The organism is Actinomadura sp. 9N215 (assembly GCF_044326345.1).
Classification (GTDB): domain Bacteria; phylum Actinomycetota; class Actinomycetes; order Streptosporangiales; family Streptosporangiaceae; genus Spirillospora.
Genome location: NZ_JBIRBA010000002.1, coordinates 33,758 through 50,782 on the forward strand (window position 1 = coordinate 33,758; position 17,025 = coordinate 50,782).

The 17,025-nt window shown below is 71.5% G+C and carries 18 protein-coding genes; 13 read left to right on the forward strand and 5 right to left on the reverse strand.

The features are described from left to right. Window position 1 precedes the first annotated feature (1 nt). From ACH34T_RS03010 to ACH34T_RS03020, 3 genes are read left to right on the forward strand one after another with little or no spacing between them, the layout of a single operon-like run. Window positions 2–919 carry a potassium-transporting ATPase subunit C gene (locus ACH34T_RS03010; RefSeq protein ID WP_395990375.1) on the forward strand — a complete coding sequence of 306 codons (918 nt, stop codon included), beginning with the start codon at window positions 2–4 and terminating at the stop codon, window positions 917–919. Window positions 920–964: 45 nt separating this feature from the next. Further along, window positions 965–3,652 (forward strand): ATP-binding protein, encoded by a 2,688-nt coding sequence (locus tag ACH34T_RS03015; protein WP_395990376.1) that lies wholly within the window; start codon window positions 965–967, stop codon window positions 3,650–3,652. Then, window positions 3,649–4,350, forward strand: a complete 702-nt coding sequence (locus ACH34T_RS03020) for a response regulator (RefSeq protein ID WP_395990377.1) — start codon at window positions 3,649–3,651, stop codon at window positions 4,348–4,350. Before ACH34T_RS03015 ends, ACH34T_RS03020 begins: the two co-directional genes overlap by 4 nt. Window positions 4,351–4,541: 191 nt before the next feature. Here ACH34T_RS03020 and ACH34T_RS03025 read toward each other — a convergent pair whose 3' ends face one another. Both ACH34T_RS03025 and ACH34T_RS03030 read right to left on the reverse strand, forming a co-directional pair. After that, the gene (locus ACH34T_RS03025; protein WP_395990378.1) at window positions 4,542–4,826 is read right to left on the reverse strand and encodes a hypothetical protein; all 285 of its coding nucleotides are present in this window, start codon (window positions 4,824–4,826) and stop codon (window positions 4,542–4,544) included. Continuing rightward, window positions 4,823–6,310 (reverse strand): TROVE domain-containing protein, encoded by a 1,488-nt coding sequence (locus ACH34T_RS03030; RefSeq protein WP_395990379.1) that lies wholly within the window; start codon window positions 6,308–6,310, stop codon window positions 4,823–4,825. The genes ACH34T_RS03025 and ACH34T_RS03030 overlap by 4 nt, the downstream gene beginning before the upstream one ends. 429 nt (window positions 6,311–6,739) lie before the next feature. Here ACH34T_RS03030 and ACH34T_RS03035 point away from each other — a divergent pair, with 429 nt between their 5' ends. The 4 genes from ACH34T_RS03035 to ACH34T_RS03050 all read left to right on the forward strand — a co-directional run bounded on the left by ACH34T_RS03035 (window position 6,740) and on the right by ACH34T_RS03050 (window position 11,427). Then, a complete protein-coding gene (locus tag ACH34T_RS03035) occupies window positions 6,740–7,276 on the forward strand; it encodes a winged helix-turn-helix domain-containing protein (protein WP_395990380.1) in 537 nt (178 codons plus the stop codon). 230 nt (window positions 7,277–7,506) lie between these two features. Continuing rightward, a complete protein-coding gene (locus ACH34T_RS03040) occupies window positions 7,507–8,532 on the forward strand; it encodes a hypothetical protein (RefSeq protein ID WP_395990381.1) in 1,026 nt (341 codons plus the stop codon). A 283-nt stretch (window positions 8,533–8,815) separates the two neighbouring features. Beyond that, entirely contained in the window at window positions 8,816–9,493 is a 678-nt protein-coding gene (locus ACH34T_RS03045; RefSeq protein WP_395990382.1) for a response regulator, read from the forward strand. A 59-nt stretch (window positions 9,494–9,552) separates the two neighbouring features. Beyond that, on the forward strand, window positions 9,553–11,427 hold the full coding sequence (locus ACH34T_RS03050) for an APC family permease (RefSeq protein WP_395990383.1): 1,875 nt from the start codon (window positions 9,553–9,555) through the stop codon (window positions 11,425–11,427). 10 nt (window positions 11,428–11,437) lie between these two features. On the opposite strand, the gene ACH34T_RS03055 is transcribed toward ACH34T_RS03050, so the two are convergent. Continuing rightward, window positions 11,438–11,581: a hypothetical protein gene (locus tag ACH34T_RS03055; RefSeq protein ID WP_395990384.1), complete on the reverse strand. Its 144-nt coding sequence runs from the start codon at window positions 11,579–11,581 to the stop codon at window positions 11,438–11,440. A 177-nt stretch (window positions 11,582–11,758) separates the two neighbouring features. Here ACH34T_RS03055 and ACH34T_RS03060 point away from each other — a divergent pair, with 177 nt between their 5' ends. After that, window positions 11,759–12,286 carry a CBS domain-containing protein gene (locus ACH34T_RS03060; protein WP_395990385.1) on the forward strand — a complete coding sequence of 176 codons (528 nt, stop codon included), beginning with the start codon at window positions 11,759–11,761 and terminating at the stop codon, window positions 12,284–12,286. A 13-nt stretch (window positions 12,287–12,299) separates the two neighbouring features. On the opposite strand, the gene ACH34T_RS03065 is transcribed toward ACH34T_RS03060, so the two are convergent. Together ACH34T_RS03065 and ACH34T_RS03070 are read right to left on the reverse strand one after the other, a co-directional pair. Continuing rightward, on the reverse strand, window positions 12,300–13,016 hold the full coding sequence (locus ACH34T_RS03065; protein ID WP_395990386.1) for a cation:proton antiporter: 717 nt from the start codon (window positions 13,014–13,016) through the stop codon (window positions 12,300–12,302). Window positions 13,017–13,083: 67 nt separating this feature from the next. Further along, on the reverse strand, window positions 13,084–13,647 hold the full coding sequence (locus ACH34T_RS03070) for a hypothetical protein (protein ID WP_395990387.1): 564 nt from the start codon (window positions 13,645–13,647) through the stop codon (window positions 13,084–13,086). A 514-nt stretch (window positions 13,648–14,161) separates the two neighbouring features. Here ACH34T_RS03070 and ACH34T_RS03075 point away from each other — a divergent pair. The 5 genes from ACH34T_RS03075 to ACH34T_RS03095 all read left to right on the forward strand — a co-directional run bounded on the left by ACH34T_RS03075 (window position 14,162) and on the right by ACH34T_RS03095 (window position 17,008). Next, window positions 14,162–14,746 carry a hypothetical protein gene (locus ACH34T_RS03075; RefSeq protein ID WP_395990388.1) on the forward strand — a complete coding sequence of 195 codons (585 nt, stop codon included), beginning with the start codon at window positions 14,162–14,164 and terminating at the stop codon, window positions 14,744–14,746. 7 nt (window positions 14,747–14,753) lie between these two features. After that, window positions 14,754–15,188, forward strand: a complete 435-nt coding sequence (locus ACH34T_RS03080; RefSeq protein ID WP_395990389.1) for a YbaB/EbfC family nucleoid-associated protein — start codon at window positions 14,754–14,756, stop codon at window positions 15,186–15,188. 246 nt (window positions 15,189–15,434) lie between these two features. Beyond that, window positions 15,435–15,797 carry a DUF2089 domain-containing protein gene (locus tag ACH34T_RS03085; protein WP_395990390.1) on the forward strand — a complete coding sequence of 121 codons (363 nt, stop codon included), beginning with the start codon at window positions 15,435–15,437 and terminating at the stop codon, window positions 15,795–15,797. Between the two features lie 39 nt (window positions 15,798–15,836). Next, window positions 15,837–16,268, forward strand: coding sequence for an SHOCT-like domain-containing protein (locus ACH34T_RS03090; protein WP_395990391.1), 432 nt, complete (start codon window positions 15,837–15,839; stop codon window positions 16,266–16,268). Window positions 16,269–16,372: 104 nt separating this feature from the next. Next, window positions 16,373–17,008, forward strand: coding sequence for a DUF1707 domain-containing protein (locus ACH34T_RS03095; protein WP_395990392.1), 636 nt, complete (start codon window positions 16,373–16,375; stop codon window positions 17,006–17,008). The last annotated feature ends 17 nt before the right edge of the window (window positions 17,009–17,025 follow it).

Here is a 17,025-nt window from a genome sequence, read left to right on the forward strand (position 1 = left end):
CATGCGTGTTCCAACCTGGTTCCGGCAGCACCTGGCCGCGCTTCGCGCGCTTCTGGTCCTCACGGTGCTGACCGGCGTCCTCTATCCGCTGGCCGTCTTCGCGGCCGGACGGCTGCCCGGCCTGAACGACGACGCCGACGGCTCGATGCTCAAGGTCGACGGGAGGACCGTCGGGTCGGCGATCATCGGCCAGTCGTTCACCGACAAGGACGGGAACCCGCTCAAGGAGTACTTCCAGAGCCGTCCGTCCAACGCGGGCGACGGCTACGACCCGACCGCGACGGCGGCGAGCAACCTCGGCCCCGAGGACATCGTCGACACCCTCCCCGACCCGAAGCTCACCGCGGCGGGCAAGGAGGACGAGAACGCCAAGCAGAGCCTGCTCACCCAGGTCTGCGAGCGCAGCAAGTCGGTCGGTGAACTGGAAGGCGTGGACGGCTCCCGGCCCTTCTGCACGGGCAGCGGCGTGGGCGCGGTCCTTGCGGTGTTCGGTGACCGCACCACCGACGGCAGGGTCCCGCACCCGTCCCGCGTCGTCAGCGTGAACGAGCAGGAAGGCGTGGTCAAGGCGCCCTTCGTCCCGTCCTACAACGGTGTGAGGGTCGAGCCGGCGAAGTACGGTGAGGACTACGGCAAGGGGCTGATCGTGCCCGTCAAGGGCGGCGCGCCGACCACGCCCGCCGTCCCGCCTGACGCGGTCACGGCCAGCGGCAGCGGACTGGACCCGCACATCTCACCCGAGTACGCGGCGATCCAGGCCGGTCGCGTCGCCAGGGCCCGGGGGATCACCGCCGGTCAGGTCACCAAGCTGGTCGAGGACAACACCACCGGCCGGGCGCTCGGCTTCATGGGGCAGCGGGCGGTCAACGTCCTCAAACTGAACGTCGCGCTCGACCAGCGGTACCCCGTCCGCCGCTGACCGGCCGCTCGCGGACCGGGTGGGCGCACGCGAAAGGACGATGTGATGGGCCGGGGGCGATTGCGGGTGTACCTCGGGGCGGCGCCCGGGGTCGGCAAGACCTACGCCATGCTCGCCGAGGGCGGCCGCCGCCGCGCGCGCGGGACCGACGTGGTCATCGGCTACGTGGAGACCCACAACCGGCCCAAGACCGCCGCGCTCACCGAGGACCTGGAGACGATCCCGCGCAGGACGCTGCGCTACCGCGAGACCGCCTTCACCGAGATGGACGCGGACGCGGTCATCGCGCGGGCGCCGAAGATGGCGCTGGTGGACGAGCTCGCCCACACCAACGTCCCCGGCAGCCGCAACGCCAAGCGCTGGCAGGACATCGAGGAGATCCTCGACGCCGGCATCGACGTCATCACGACCGTCAACGTCCAGCATCTGGACTCGGTCAACGACGTCGTCGAGCAGATCACCGGCGTGCCGCAGCGCGAGACCGTCCCGGACGAGGTGGTGCGCCGCGCCGGGCAGGTCGAGCTGGTCGACATGACGCCGGAGGCGCTGCGGCGGCGCATGGCGCACGGCAACGTCTACGCGCCCGAGAAGGTCGACGCCGCGCTCGGCAACTACTTCCGGATCGGCAACCTCACCGCCCTGCGCGAGCTGGCGCTGCTGTGGCTGGCCGACAAGGTCGACGACCAGCTCGACCGCTACCGCGCCGACCACGACATCCACCGGACGTGGGAGGCGCGGGAACGGGTCGTCGTCGCCCTCACCGGCGGTCCCGAGGGCGAGACGCTGATCCGCCGCGCCGCCCGCATCGCCGACCGCACCAAGGGCGCCGACGTGCTGGCCGTGCACGTCACCCGCAGCGACGGCCTCACCGACGCCGACCCCGCCAGCCTCACCCGGCAGCGCGACCTGGTGGAGAGCCTGGGCGGCAGCTACCACCAGGTCGTCGGCACCAACGTGCCCGACGCCGTGCTCGACTTCGCCAGCGGCGTCAACGCCACCCAGCTCGTCCTGGGCGCCTCGCGCCGCGGCCGGCTGGCGCAGCTGTTCTCCCGCGGCGTCGGCGTCACCGTCACGGCGCGGTCGGGGCCGATCGACGTCCACCTGGTCACCCACGAGGAGGCCAACCAGGGCCACCGCTGGAAGGCGCTGCGGGAGAGCTGGGGCGTCCCGGCCCGGCGGCGCAACCTCGGCTTCGCCGTGGCCGTGACCGTCCTGCCGCTGCTGGCGTTCCTGCTGGACGGCCTGGACGACTCGGTCTCCCTGACCACCGAGATCCTCGTGTTCCAGGCGGCGGTGGTGGTGGTCGCCGTGATCGGCGGGCTGCTCCCGGCGCTGTTCGCCGCCATCGCGGGCACCCTGCTGCTCAACTACTACTTCACCGAACCCCGGCACACGTTCATGATCAGCGATCCGGAGGTGATCTTCCAGCTCGGCGTCTACGTCGTGGTCGGGGTGATGGTCAGCACGATCGTCGACCGCACCGCCCACCGCGCCCGGGAGGCGGCCCGCGCCCGCGCCGACGCCCAGGCGCTGTCCACCCTGGCCGGAGACATCCTGCGCGGCGACGGGACGGACCCGCGTCCGGACGGCCGCCGTGCCCCGGGCGCCCTGGACAGCATCCTGGAACGGCTCCGGGAGACCTACGCGCTCACCTCCGTGACGCTGCTCGAACGCGACCCGGACGAGCCCGACACCCCCGTCACCAAGCGCGACCCGGACGCCTGGAACGTCGTCGCCAACGTCGGCGGCGAGCCCTGCACGACCCCGGCCGACGGCGAGACCGACATCCTCGTCGACGACACGCTCGCCCTCGTCCTGCACGGCCGTACGCTGCCCGCGTCCGACCGGCGCGTGCTGGAGGCGTTCGCCGCCCAGGCCGCCGTCGCGCTGCGGCAGCGGCGGCTGGCCGAGACCGCCGAGCAGGTCCGGCCGCTGGCGGCGGCCGACAAGATGCGCACCGCCCTCCTGAACGCCGTCAGCCACGACCTGCGGACGCCGCTGGCCTCCGCCAAGGCCGTGGTCGACAGCCTGCGCAGCCCGGACGTGACCTGGAGCCCGCAGGATCGGGACGAGCTGCTCGACACCGCCGCCCAGTCCCTGGACCGGCTCGACCGCCTCGTCGCCAACCTCCTGGACATGAGCCGCCTGCAGGCCGGATCGCTCGGCATCTCGCTCCGCACGGTCGCCGCCGAGGACGTCGTGCCGCGCGTCCTGGCCGACATGGGCCCGGCCGAGGTCCAGATCAGCGTTCCCGACGGCCTGCCGGAGATGAGGGCCGACCCCGCCCTCCTGGAACGGGTGCTGGCCAACCTGCTCACCAACGCCGTCCGCTACAACCCGCCGGGCGAGCCGGTGCTGGTCACCGCCAGCTCGCACGCCGACCGGATCGAGCTGCGCGTCATCGACCGCGGCCCGGGCATCCCGCCCGAGAACCGCGACCGCGTCTTCGAGCCCTTCCAGCGCCTCGGCGACCGCGACAACACCACCGGCGTCGGCCTCGGGCTCGCGCTGGCCCGCGGTCTCGCCGAGGCCATGGGCGGCTCCATCGCCATCGAGGAGACCCCCGGCGGCGGGCTCACCATGGTCCTCGACATGCCCGCCCCCCGCGCGGCGCCCCCCGCGGGCCGGTCCCCGTCCGGCGAGCACGACGCCGACCCCGCGATGCTCGACCAGGTCGCTGCCTGGCGGGACCGCATCGGCGACCACGGCGAAGGGCAGCGGGACCGGCCATGACGCGCGTGCTCGCCGTCGACGACTCGCCGCAGATCCTGGCGACCCTGCGCCTGAACCTGCGCGCCCGCGACTACGACGTCCAGGTCGCCGCCGACGGCGGCCAGGCCCTCCACCGCGCCGCCGATTGGCACCCCGACCTGATCATCCTCGACCTCGGCCTCCCCGACCTGGACGGCGTCGAGGTCATCCGGCGGCTGCGCGGCTGGAGCCAGGTCCCCGTCATCGTGCTGTCCGGCCGCGCCGGCAGCAAGGACAAGGTCGACGCCCTGGACGCCGGCGCCGACGACTACGTCACCAAACCCTTCGGCGTGGACGAACTGCTCGCCCGCATCCGCGCCATCACCCGCCGCGCACCCGTCGACGAAGAGCCGCCCGCCGCACAGATCGGCCGCCACCTGGTCGACTTCACCCGCAAGACCATCACCGGCGGTGGCGACGGCGGTGGCGGTGGCGGTGGCGGTGGCGGTGTGCATCTCACCCCCACCGAGTGGGGCGTTCTCGAACTCCTCGTCCGGAATCCCGGCAAGCTCATCTCCCAGCGCCGGCTCCTCGCCGAGGTCTGGGGCCCCAAACACGTCAAGGAGACCAACTACCTGCGCGTCTACCTCGCCAACCTGCGGCGCAAGCTGGAATCCGACCCGTCCCGCCCACGCCACCTCATCACCGAGCCCGGCATGGGCTACCGCTACGAACCCTGACCCGCCCCCACCCCTCCTGGTGAGCATGGTGGACACCCAGGACCTCGTCCTGGAATTCACGCGGCCGAGAAACGCGGCCCCGGTATCGGCCGTCGCCGCGTTCAGCCGTTGCGGTCGCGGGCATCGTGGCCGGTGGCCGGTTCGGCGGCCGAGCTCGGCGCCGCCGCTCGCCGCCGCGACGATCAGCAGGATCACGGTGAGCAGCATGCCCATCCTGCAGAGCGCGGCGGTGACCGGCGCCGGTGGACCGGTGAGCAGCGCGGCGGCGAACAGCAGGTCGGCCAGCCCCGCGGCGAGGACCCACGGACCCGCCGCATGGTGGGCGACGTGCCAGGCGGCCCCGGGCCGGCCAGGGTGCGGCGGGTCCGGATGCCGAGGAGGTGGTTGGGCGGCAGCCGTCCGGCGAGGGCGAGCCATCCGGTGGCCAGCAGCAGCCCGGCCTTCCACGTCATCAGCACGGCGGGCAGGTGGTTCATCGCCAGGACCGGGCCTCGATCAGCGGGATCGCCTCGAAGGCGGCGTCGGTGAGCCCGGAGAAGACGTGCCTGGGCGACGGCGACGGCATCCGGGCGGTGCTCGCGACGTTCCAGATGTAGGACGGGACGCCGGCGGGCAGCGCGTCCACCGGGCTGCCCGCGTCCCAGGCGGAGCCGTCCGGCTCGTCGGTGACGACGGCGACGCGGTCGTGTCCCCGGTAGCAGGCGCCGACCACCGCGGCGGCGTTGCCGTCGCCCATCTCCCGGAACCGCGCCGCGACCTCGGCCAGGCCCTCTCCCCGCGTGAAGGGCACCGGGGCGTGCGCCGTGCCGAACTGCACCAGGTCGGCGTGTTCGGCCCGCAGCGCGAGCGCGGCTCCGAAGGCGGCGGCCTGGTCGGCCACGGTCACCGGGGAATCCCTGGTCACCTGGGTGAACATGGACGCGGAACGATCGACGAGGAGCAGCGTGCGGCCGGGCAGCGCGGGAACCCGGTTCAGCGCGGCGTCGGCCGCCCGCTCCAGCGCCCCGTCCCAGCGGCGGGACCGGGTCGTCCGTCCCGCGGCCAGGATCTCCAGCGGCAGGACGCCGGCCTGGGCGACCGAGTCCTGATCGGCCAGTCCGGCCGCCACCGTCGCGACCGTTCGGTCGTCCAGGCCCGCCTCGTCGAAGGCGCGCAGGGCGCGCAGCCGGTCCCGGTAGTCCATGAGGGGCAGGACAGTGGCCCAGGCGTCGGCGTCCAGCGGTCGGCCCAGCCACCTGGGGAGTCTGTCCCAGGTCATCGCGGCCCGCTCCAGCGCGTCCAGTGCGCCGGGTCCGCGCAGGACCCGCGTCCGCTCCTGCTGCGGCAGCCGGTACAGCGCGGCCTGAGCGCCGAGCGTCGGCAGCGACGCCGGAACGTCGGCGGCCGACCGGCGGCGGGAGAGCAGGATGTGCCGGAACAGATCCGCCTGAGCCGCGTTCGCCGGAGCGGGGTGCGTCATCTTCAGGACGTCGGCGAAGCGGACCCCGCCGCCCCGCCCGTCATGGGCGATCACCGCGCGCTCGTCGTACAGCACGCGGACGGCGTCGGCGACACCGCGCTTGACCGGCTTGGGGACGGACCGGCCGTACCGGCGGAACCAGTAGCCGAGCATGCGGCCTGGCTCGTCCGCCCGCCGCAGCACACCGCTGATCACCTGCCGGTTGCCGCCCGAGGTGAACAGGCCGGCGGCGAGCCGCGCCCGCACCAACTCGGCTGCGGCGACGAGGGCGACCGGTCGCAGGCCGTCCCGTTCCGCCGTCCAGTCGATGAATCGGCACAGCCAGCCGTCGTCGTCCAGCGCCACCCGCGCGGCGCGCTCGGCGAACCGGTCGCCGGTGGTCTCGGCGAACCGGTCGCCCGCGGTCAGGCCGTGGACGGCCAGCAGGAACAGTTCCTCCCTGTCGTCCCCGCCCGACTCGGTCAGAGCCGGCGGGGCGACCCCGGGACGGGGCTTGCTCATGGTCGACACTTCTTTCTGCTGCCGGAGCACGCGGTGCGCTGCCGTGGCGAGTGGAGGTCCTCCCGAGAAATGGCCACGACCAACTCGTGACCGCCCCATCGGCGTCAATCGCCGGGCTCGCACCGGGAGGAGCCGCCTTCCCAGACCACGGCAGAGGGTGCCCGGCCTAGGGGGCGTGATTTCGATGGCAGCGGGCAGGCGGTGACGAGAAACGAGACACCGTCACCGCTCCCTTGCTCGAATGCAGCCTGCCACCGACCACTCTGCGATGCCGGATCGGACGGCGCAAGAGAATTGACGAGGCATTAACGCGCTAAGAAGGCGTGACCGGTCGTGGGCGCGCCCGTTAGGACGGCGTTAATACTTGACCTGCACGTCGTACCAGACGCCGGGCGGGGTCCCGGCCGCACCGCCGACTGGCGTCCCGACGTGGTCCTGCTGGACCTGGGAGCGTCCGGCGCCGACGGCGTCGAGTCGATCCGGGGGCTGCGCGACTGGACCGAGGCTCCGATCATCGTGCTGTCCGGCCGGGCGCACAGCAGGGACAAGGTGGCCGCCCTCGACGCGGGTGCCGACGACTACGTCACCGAGCCGTACGACGTGGACGAGCTGCTGGCCAGGATCCGCGCCGTCAGCCGCCGGACTTCCACCGCTGTGACGTCCTGCGGCGTCCGGCTGGGGCCGTGGGTCGTCGACCTCGTCCGCAAGACCGTCACCGGTGAAGGCGGGCGGAGGGCGCATCTCACTCCCACGGAATGGAGCATCCTCGAACTGCTGCTCCGCAGGCCCGGCGAGCTCGTTCCGCACCGCGTGCTGCTGACCGAGGTCTGGGGAACCGACTACGTCGGGCGCACCAACTACCTGCGGGTCTATGTGGCGACCCTGCGCCGGAAGCTGGAGGCGGCCCCGTCGAGTCCCCGGCACCTGATCACCGAACCGGGCCTGGGATACCGCTTCGATCCGTGATCGCCGGGGCGTGCGCTTCGCAGGTCGCGTTTCAATCCCCCTCGCTAAGACCGTGTTAAGAAGGCGGGACTTTGTCTGAACCGTCATTAAAATGAGGTTCGTTCCTGGTTCTTAGGGCGAAGGTGAAGGTCGTGGCGGACGTGGCCCATTGCGCCTGGCCGGGCTGTAAGGGGACGGTCCAGGACGGCTATTGCGACGTTTGCGGATTGGCTCCGCGGCGTGTTCCCGCCGTGGCGCTCACACTGGTTCGAACGCCCGCTCAGGCCGTCCTGATCGACGGGCAGGAGCCGCATCCCCCCGCCAGGCCGCCGAGAGCGGCGCTGGACCTCTACCGGCAGGCCACCGACCTGATGAAGGACGACGTGCTGCCCGCCGCCGCGCGGCTGACCCGGGCCAACGCGGCCGCGCTGGACCACACCTACGGCGCCCGGCGCGGCGCCGCCCAGCACACCGCCGTCGCGATCGCCGCACTCGGCCTCGCGCTGCTCGCGACGCTGCTCGCACTCCAGGTCCTCTTCACCCGTCGTACGCACCGGATGGTCAACCCGTCGGTCGCCACGGCCTCGGCCCTGGTCGTGGCCTTCACCGTCGCCGGGACCGTCCTGTTCGCCGCAGAGGCCGAGCAACTGCGCGTGGCCAAGGAGGACGCGTTCGACTCCGTCCTCGCGCTCACCCAGGCCCGGGCGATCGGCTACGACGCCAACGCCGACGAGAGCCGTTTCCTGGTCGACCCCGAGCGGAGCTCGCGCTACGAGCAGGCGTTCCTGGACAAGTCACAGCAACTCGCGCGACTGCCCCGCGCGACGTTGACGACCTATGACGGGCGGCTCGCCGACGCGATCCAGCGCTACCGCAATGATCATGCCGACCTGGTGTTCGACGGGCTCTACGGGCGCGCTTTCCGTAACATCACCTTTCCCGGCGAACGGGAACGCGCCGAACGGACCATCGCCCTCTATCAACAATACGAACGCGACGACCGCCATCTGCGGGCATTGGCGGCCAAGGGAAACCTGCGCGCCGCCGTGGAGTTCAACACCAGCTACGCCGTCGGCGGCTCCAATCACGACTTCACGGCCTATGACCGGTCACTCGAATCGCTCATCGCACTCAACCACCAGCACTTCGACGCCTCGATCCGCGACGGGCGGCGAGCGCTGCGGGGCTGGAGCTACATACCCGCACTGGCCGTCGTCGTGTGCACCGTTCTCATCGTGACGGGCGTCCGTCCCCGGCTGGTCGAATATCGCGCCTGACCGGCGGAACACCAGGCCATGCCCATACTTGAGAACGGCTGCGGAGGCAGCCGCTCCCGGGCCCGGCCGGGCAGGCGTCAGGATGGCGTCAATATTTCGGGTGACGGCGTAGAGAACGCGTATAGGGCCGCGCTCCCAGCTGAATCTCACCTTACGGTGAGGCTGCGGATGTGTCCGAGGAGCGCGCATCCGCAGCACCTGAAATCGCGGCCCGACAAGCCGCCGAAATGCGGAGGCTCCCAATGGAGCGCTGGGAATCGGCCGGCCGGCGGGGTGGGCGTCCATGACGCGGGTCCTGGTGGTGGACGACTCGCCGCAACTGCTGGCGACCCTCCGGCTCAACCTGCGGGCCCGCGACTACGAGGTCCAGGTCGCGCCGACAGGGAACCGTGCCCTCACCGGCGCCGCGGAATGGCGCCCGGACGTGGTGATCCTCGACCTCGGGCTCCCCGACCTGGACGGCGTCGACGTCATCCACGGCCTGCGCGGCTGGTCGGCGGTGCCGATCATCGTGCTGTCCGGTCGGGCCGGCAGCCGCGACAAGGTCGCCGCGCTGGACGCCGGCGCCGACGACTACGTCACCAAGCCGTTCGGCATCGACGAGCTGCTGGCCCGGATCCGCGCGATCACCCGCCGGGCGCCCGCCGAGGAGGCGCCGCCCAGGGTGGACGTCGGCCGCCACTCCGTCGACCTGGCCGGGAAGATCGTCCATGGCCCGGACGGTACGCGGATCCACCTCACCCCGACCGAATGGGGCCTGCTGGAGGTCCTGGTGCGCAACCCCGGCAAGCTGATCACGCACCGGCGGCTCCTCGCCGAGGTCTGGGGCCCGAAGCACGTCAGCGAGACCAACTACCTGCGCGTCTACCTGGCCACGCTGCGCCGCAAGCTGGAGGACGACCCGGCACGCCCCAGGCATCTGATCACCGAACCCGGCATGGGCTACCGCTTCGACCCCTGACCCCTGACCCCGACTCCGGCCCAGGACCATTTCACCTTCAGGAGCCTTCAGGAGCACGAATGAGAATCCCCCTCGTCCGCGGCGATGAGCCCGTGAAGGGCGCCGCTGAGGAACCCCCCGACGCCAGGGAACGGCACCGGCTGAGCGTGGTGGGCGGGCTGGCCGCCCTGTCCCTTGACGCGATGGCGTCGGTGGCCTACGGCCCGGAGGCCATCGTGCTGGTGCTGGCGCTCGCCGGGGGCGCGGGCATGGGCTTCACGCTGCCGGTCACGCTCACGATCGCGGCGCTGCTGACCGTCCTGACCCTGTCCTACCGCCAGGTGATCGCGGCGTTCCCCGCGGGCGGCGGCGCCTACGGTGTCGCCGGACGGTATCTGGGTCGCCGCGCCTCACTGGTCGCCGCCGCCTCGCTGATCATCGACTACGTGCTCAACGTCGCGGTCTCCGTCGCCGCCGGGGTGGCCGCCCTGACCTCGGCCTTCCCCGAACTCCTGCCGCACACCCCGTGGCTGTGCCTGGCCGTGCTGGGATTGATCACCTTCGTCAACTACCGGGGCATCGCCTACAGTGCGCGGATGTTCATCGCCCCCACGGTCGTCTACGTCGGGGCGATCGTCCTGGTCATCGTGATCGGACTGCTGCGCGACCATCCGGTCGCGACCGAGCACGCGGCCGCCGCGCAGGCGCAGGGACTGCAGACGGTCGGCGTGCTGCTGCTGCTCAAGGCGTTCGCCAACGGCTGCGCCGCGCTCACCGGCGTCGAGGCCATCGCCAACGCCGTCCCGTCCTTCCGGCGGCCGCGCGTCAAACGGGCGCAGCGCGCCGAGGTCGCCCTGGGCGCGCTCCTGGCGGTGATGCTGATCGGCATCGCGCTGCTGATCGAGCGGTTCTCCATCCGCCCGGTGGACGGTGTGACGGTGCTGTCGCAGGTCACCGAGGGGGCCGTCGGGCATGGCGCCGGGTTCTATGTGGTGCAGTTCGCCACCGTCGTGCTGCTCGCGTTGGCCGCCAACACCTCCTTCGGCGGGCTGCCCGTCCTGGCCCGGCTGCTGGCCGCCGACCACCACCTGCCGCACCTGTTCGCGCTGCGCGCCGAACGTCAGGTCCACCGCTACGGGATCGGCTTCCTGGCCGTCACCTCGGCGGTGCTGCTGGTGGCCGCGCGCGGCGACATGAACACCCTGGTGCCGCTGTTCGCGATCGGGGTGTTCGTCGGGTTCACGCTGTCGCAGACCGGGATGGTGCGGCACTGGCTGGCCGACCGGCCGCGCGGCTGGCGGCACAGGGCCCTGCTGAACGGGTTCGGTGCGCTGCTCACCGGTGTCGCCGCCGTCGTGGTGACGATCTCCAAGTTCACCGAGGGCGGCTGGCTGATCCTGCTCGCGCTTCCCGCCCTGGTCGTGCTCATGGAACGGATCGGCCGCGCCTACGGCCGGATCGGCGACCGGCTCGAACTCGGCCGCACGCCGCGTCCGCCCCGGCCGCGCAGGTCCCTGGTCGTCGTGCCGATCGGCGGGGTCAGCGACCTCACCCGCCAGGCCCTCGCCGCCGCGCTCAGCCTCGGCGACCGGGTGATCGCGGTGCGCGTCGTCCACCCCGAGGAGGCCGGCGACCAGCGGCGGTTCCTGACCGCCTGGGAGGAATGGTCGCCGGACGTGGACCTCGTCCTGCTGCACGACGACCGGCTGCGGCTCGTCGAGCCGATCGTGCGGTACGTCCGGGACGCGAGAGAGCGGCACGTGTTCGTGCTCATTCCCGAACTGGAGCCCGAACACCTGTGGCAGCGCGTCCTGCAGAACCAGCGGGGCGCCGTCCTCGCCCACGCGCTGCGACGCGACACCGACGCCGTGGTCTGCCGCTTCCGCGTCCGCCTCGCGCCGCTCCCCGAACCCGCGGCGCCCAGCACCCCCGCCCACCAGCCGGCGGCCACCTGACGAACGGCGATCATGCGCCGGGGTCCGGCGCCGCGCCGTCCTTGTTCCTCGCCGTCTCGTACGCCTGCCGGATCTGGTCCTGCAGGTCCTCCAGCGCCAGGTTCGACACCTCCATGACGTCGGCGGACTCGGGCCGGGCGACCAGACGTGCCATAACTCCACCACCTTCAGAATCGTCGGCACCGCGAATGCCGGGAGGCTTCGCAGTAAGCACCTCCGTCCTCGGCGGGGAAGCGGTCTTGATGGCTTTCTAACGCTCGTTTTCGGTCCTGATGACTTCTTAACGCCGCGGCCTCTTTCCGTCGTCCCGTCGGCGGGTAATGTGCGGGACGTGCGGGCGTATCAGTTAGCGAAGCCATTCCCCGTCGTCCGGCCGGACACTTCTGCCGCGCAGGGTGCCCGGCTGCTGTGCGAGCTCGGGCTGCCGGGATTGATCGTGGTGGACGACGATGGCGAGCGTCCCGTCGCGGTGCTCACCGGGCCGCAGATCCTGTGGTCGATGGTGCCGGGCTATGTCCAGGTCTCCCCGCTCCTGGCGCGCGTCTTCGACGAGCACTACGCCGACGAGCTGTGCGCCGGTCTCGGCGGACGCAGCGTGCGGGACGTCCTCAGGCCGGAGAAGGCGGCCCGGCGGCTCGTCGTGCCCGCCGACGCCCAGGCCATGGAGATCGCGACGTTGATGGCGGAGACCGGCAGCGCGCTCGTGGCGGTCGTCGAGCGCGGTCGCCGGGGGCGGCTGGTCGGCGCCATCACCGTCACGGACCTGTTCGGCCGGCTGCTTCCCGCACCGGGCGGCACCGGGCCGGCGTCTCCCGGCCCCGGGGATCAGGGTGAGCGTGACGCCGCCGCCGGGGTCTGATCGGTCGCATGGTTCAGGGAGGCGTCCTCCAGGTCCAGCAGCCGCTGGACGTCGCGGACGGCGGCCTCGCCGATCTGGCCGGTCTCGTGCAGCCGCCGCAGCTCGGCCGTCTCGACGGCGACCAGGTCGCGGCGCAGGCGGCGATAGTCGGCTCGGCGCGTTCGACGCGGTCCCGCAGGACGACCCGCAGCCGTTCGAGCACGACGCGCGGCGCGGCCTCCACGTCCTCCAGCTCCTGGAGCCTGGCCAGCGCCGCCTGCGCCGTGCGCAGCCTGGCCAGCGTGTACTCGCGCTGGGCGGCCGAGGCGGGCACCGCCACCCCGGTCAGCTGGACCCGCGGGGGGAGGGTGAACCCCTGCACCACCAGCGAGATCACGATGACGGCGGTGGCCAGCACCACCACCGGCTCGCGATGGGGCAGGGCGGCGCCGGTGTCGGTGGTCAGCGGGATCGACAGCGCGGCGGCCAGCGGGACGACGCCGCGCGTTCCCGCCCACGACACCACGGCCGCGACCTGCCAGGAGGGCCGCCGCCCACCCCGCCAGGACCGCAGCGCCGACAGCGGGAACACCCACACCACACGGATCGCGATGAGCGTCACGGCGATCAGCGCCGCGGGCGGCAGCCACGACTCGGCGCTCCGCGACAGCCCGCGGATGAGGGTCGGCAACTGCAGCCCGATCAGGCTGAACACCACGCTCTCCAGCAGGAAGATCACGGTGCCGAACACCGCGCCGAACTGCAGCCGATCCCGGCGTTGGTCAGCGCCGGCGCCTGCCTGCCGAGGATCACGGCCGTCACCACGACCGGCGCATGCGGATGGTGAGCGGAAGAGCGAGGACGAGAGCGTGAAGGGACGCGGTCACATCTGACTGGAACTCGACGTTGAGCCACCGCGAACTCGGGAGCGCGCCCTTCTCGCCCATCGAGCGGACCGATTCCAAAGGCTCGACGACCGTGGCGACCCGCACGCCGTGGACGTCATTGACGCGGTAGTTCTCCCGGAACCCCCGGGAGGCGCGTTCGGCGACGCCGAGCACGGCGTCGTCCGGATCGCGGAGCAAGAAGTCGCAGTGGACGAACCCTTCAGGCCTTATGCCGCCGGCCCGCCGGCCGTCGGGCCACCACACCTGAGCCCGCTTGGAGACCCGGTAGCCCGGCCGAATCCGGCCGATGGCCAGCAGCACCGTCCCGTACGGGTCCCGGACGTCCATGACGTCCCCGGCCGACAGCATCCGCCGTCGCGACTGGTTCCGCTGGACGGTCCGCGCGAGCAGCGCACCGCTCCGCGAGTCGAGAAACGAACGATCGCCCGCGAACGTCAGCGCCGGCGTCCGGAACAACTCATTCGGTGCGGACATCGTCCCCCATTGATAGGGCGTGCACCACGGATCCCGTCAAGAGCCTTAACGAAATCGATGCGCGCATCCGCTGATGCGCCGGGCACCGCCGCTAAAGACGCATACAGAGGTCATCAAAAGGCCGTCAATTCTGTTGCCCAACGGCGAGATGAAGGTCTTCGATGGGGCTCGTCCATGCGTGACATGAGGTTGCTGGAAGGCGCCGTGAACCATATTGCGAGAGCCCTGAACGGGCCGCCGGACCCCGGACCCGCCAGCGTGCCCGCCAGGCCCGGCGTGCCCGGCGTGCCAGGCAGGCCCGGCCTGCCCGGCCTGAACCCGCCGCCGCCTGCCAGCCCCCAAGAGGTGAGGGTCGAGCTCGACCGGCTGCGCCGGATACAGGCGGGATTGCCCCAGGCGACCAGCACCCTGGAGGAGGCCGTCCAGGAACTCGTCGGCCTGCAGGTCGCGGAGGCGTCCTTCACCTCGTTCACCTATTCGCTGGCCATCGCCTACAACCGCCTTCGTCGCCGCGGTGCTGTTCCTCGCCGTCACGCTGACCATGGCCATGATCGTGTTCATGGCGTTGCTCGTCGCCGTGCTGGTGGCGCTGGCGGCCTGGGTCGCGATCGCCACCGTCACCCCCATCAGCGCCGCCATGGCGCGGCTGACGGCCACGATGACCCTGGCGAACCTGAACGCCACCCTCAAATCCGTGGAATCCATGCTCAGCGCCGCGCTCCACACCTGCGCCGGGCTGCTGGGCGCGCTCGTCGCCGGAGACGTCCTCATGGAGGCGGTGCAGGGCGACTGCAGCGGCGTACGCGACCTCGTCAGCGCGACCGTCGACCAGGGACCCATGCTGGCCTGGGGCACGGCCAACCGCGTGGAACGCGACGCCACCGCCTACGGCCTGGGCGGCAAGATGCCCGACGGCGGCTTCTCCAGGTGGGCGAGCCGCGGCCGGGCGACCGGACAGCCCCTCCCGGCAGGCTTTCCGCAGGCCGCAGGCGCCAAGGGCTTCTACGAGACGCAGTACAACGACGGCGGACAGGCCATCACCGGAGGCCTCACGCCCGAGCAGAACCCTGACGGCTCCTACCAGTACCCGTGGGAATGAGGGACGAGTGAACGAGCTCAAGGACGCGCTCGGGTTCGACCCCGAAAAGCTGGCCGAGGACGCCGACGCCTTCTTCGCCCAGCTCCGCGACATGCACCAGGCCAGCACGGAGGTCACCGCCCGCGCCGAGTCGCCCGACCGCCGCGTGGCGGTGGAGTACTCAAGCGCCGACGGCGTCCGGACACTGCACATCGGCCCCCGCGCGATGCGCATGGGCGCCGAGGAACTGGCCGGTACCGTCCTGAGCCTCATCCGGCAGGCCCAGCACGAGGTCGAGACCGAAGGCCAGAAACAGCTCACCGAGTTCCTGCGCGGCAGCTCGCTCATCGACGAGCGCGACGCGATCGGCCAAGGGCTTCGGGACGCCAACGGGGCCGTCCAGCAGAACCTGGCCAACGCGGCGGAGACGCTCGACAAACTCCGGAGCATGATGCGCCGCTGATCCGCTCCGCTGTCGCGCTCCCTCTTGAGCGGATGGAAGCGTCCGACGCCCAAATCGGCGAGCGGGCGCTGCCCGTGATCGGCTGGGGCATCGTCCTCAGCGGCATCCCGTAGTTGTACGCGAAGGTCGGAGTTAGCCGTGAGGATGTTGTAGACAAGCTTAAGAAAATTAAGGTCTGAATATTGATTACTTAAGTGGGTCAAGGTAGAACTAGAGCGTTCATGTTGTCGTAGGCGGGGGCCGAGGGTGGACTGGCAGGAGCTGACGGACCTGACGCACGGGCGGCCGTTCGTGGTGGAGCGGGTTCGCCTGGTGGGCAGTGGTGTCGTGGTCGAGGGGCGGTTCGAGCCGCCGCAGCTGGTTCAGCTCAGCGTCGACGATCAGGTGTTCGTGGCTGCGTTTGTGCGGGCGCACGGTTCGATCAAGGAGATGGAGCGGGTGTTCGGGGTGAGCTATCCGACGGTGAAGTCCCGGTTGAACCGGATCGCCGAGCGCTTGGACTTCGTCGATGTCGACCCGGCGCCCAGCGGCGCCGACGTCGTCGACCGCCTGCGGCGGGGGGAGATCAGCGCCCAGGAGGCGCTGGCCGAGCTGGAGAGAGCCCGGTAGTGCTGGTGAGCGTCAGATGAGTCAGAGGAAAGAGCACCAATGACCGAGCAGCGCCGCCAGATCCTGGAGATCCTGGCCGATGGCAAGATCACCGTGGCCGAGGCCGAGCGGCTGATCGACGCACTCGGACGTGCGCGGCCCGAGTCGCCGCCGGGAACCGCGTCCGGCCCGAAACCCCGGCCCAGGTACCTGCGCGTGCTGGTGAGCTGGACGGACGACTCCGGCGGCGACGGCCCGGGCCGGATCAACGTCCGGGTCCCGCTGCAACTGCTGCGCGCCGGGGTCCGGCTCACGAGCCTCATCCCTCCGAAGGCGCTCGCCAGGGCCAACGCGGAGCTGGACAGGTCAGGGGTGCCGATCGACCTCACCCAGCTCAAGCCGCAGCAGCTCGAAGAGCTGATCGATCAGCTCGACGACGTCACCGTCGACGTCGACGACCCCGACGCCAAAGTGCAGATCTTCTGCGAGTGACACCATATGGGCCCACTTACCGCCGCAAAACCGCCTGGGTACTGTCTCCTTAGGCAGCATCGTCGGTGACGCGGTGCCACACCTCGTACCCAGGGGAAGGCCGGATGTCGGCAGATCCGCCCAGCTCACCCGCGCTGCGCGCGTCCGACGCGGACCGCGACCGGATCATCGAACTGCTGCGCGCCGCCGTAGCCGACGGCCGCCTCGACCCGGTCGAGTTCGACGAGCGGCTGGACGCGGCACTGGCCGCCCGCACCATCGACGCGCTGGCCCCGCTCGTCGCCGATCTGGTCGCGGCGCCAGGCGACGGCGCACTCACGCTGCCGTCCGCTCGGCCGTCGGCCGAACCGCCCGTCGAACTGCTCACGATCAAGGCACGGCACGGCTCGGTGCGCCGCGAAGGCCGGTGGACGCTGCCGCACCGGCTGGCGCTGCGCACCGTGTGGTGCGACGTCATGCTGGACCTGACCAGCGCAGTCCGCAGCGCACCCGAGCTGGTCATCGAACTCCGGGTCAGCGGCGGCAACGTGGAGCTGATCCTCGCGCCGGGCATGGTGGTCGACGCCAACGACCTGTCGGTACGGCACAGCACGCTGGCGATCAGCAAGGACGCGGGCGACGACACGCCCGAGACGCTGCCCGTCCACCTGGTGGGCCGAATGCGCCACGCCCGCCTCGCCACCCGGTGGCAAACGCCCGGAACACCTAAGAACCCGGACACCCCGGTATCCGGACCCTGACGTGTCTTGGAGCTGGT

Coding starts and splice junctions, on each gene's coding strand:
- ACH34T_RS03010 (WP_395990375.1), top strand. CDS start 2: ATGCGTGTTCCAACCTGGTTCCGGCAGCACCTGGCCGCGCTTCGCGCG.
- ACH34T_RS03015 (WP_395990376.1), top strand. CDS start 965: ATGGGCCGGGGGCGATTGCGGGTGTACCTCGGGGCGGCGCCCGGGGTC.
- ACH34T_RS03020 (WP_395990377.1), top strand. CDS start 3,649: ATGACGCGCGTGCTCGCCGTCGACGACTCGCCGCAGATCCTGGCGACC.
- ACH34T_RS03025 (WP_395990378.1), bottom strand. CDS start 4,826: ATGAACCACCTGCCCGCCGTGCTGATGACGTGGAAGGCCGGGCTGCTG.
- ACH34T_RS03030 (WP_395990379.1), bottom strand. CDS start 6,310: ATGAGCAAGCCCCGTCCCGGGGTCGCCCCGCCGGCTCTGACCGAGTCG.
- ACH34T_RS03045 (WP_395990382.1), top strand. CDS start 8,816: ATGACGCGGGTCCTGGTGGTGGACGACTCGCCGCAACTGCTGGCGACC.
- ACH34T_RS03050 (WP_395990383.1), top strand. CDS start 9,553: ATGAGAATCCCCCTCGTCCGCGGCGATGAGCCCGTGAAGGGCGCCGCT.
- ACH34T_RS03055 (WP_395990384.1), bottom strand. CDS start 11,581: ATGGCACGTCTGGTCGCCCGGCCCGAGTCCGCCGACGTCATGGAGGTG.
- ACH34T_RS03070 (WP_395990387.1), bottom strand. CDS start 13,647: ATGTCCGCACCGAATGAGTTGTTCCGGACGCCGGCGCTGACGTTCGCG.
- ACH34T_RS03090 (WP_395990391.1), top strand. CDS start 15,837: ATGACCGAGCAGCGCCGCCAGATCCTGGAGATCCTGGCCGATGGCAAG.
- ACH34T_RS03095 (WP_395990392.1), top strand. CDS start 16,373: ATGTCGGCAGATCCGCCCAGCTCACCCGCGCTGCGCGCGTCCGACGCG.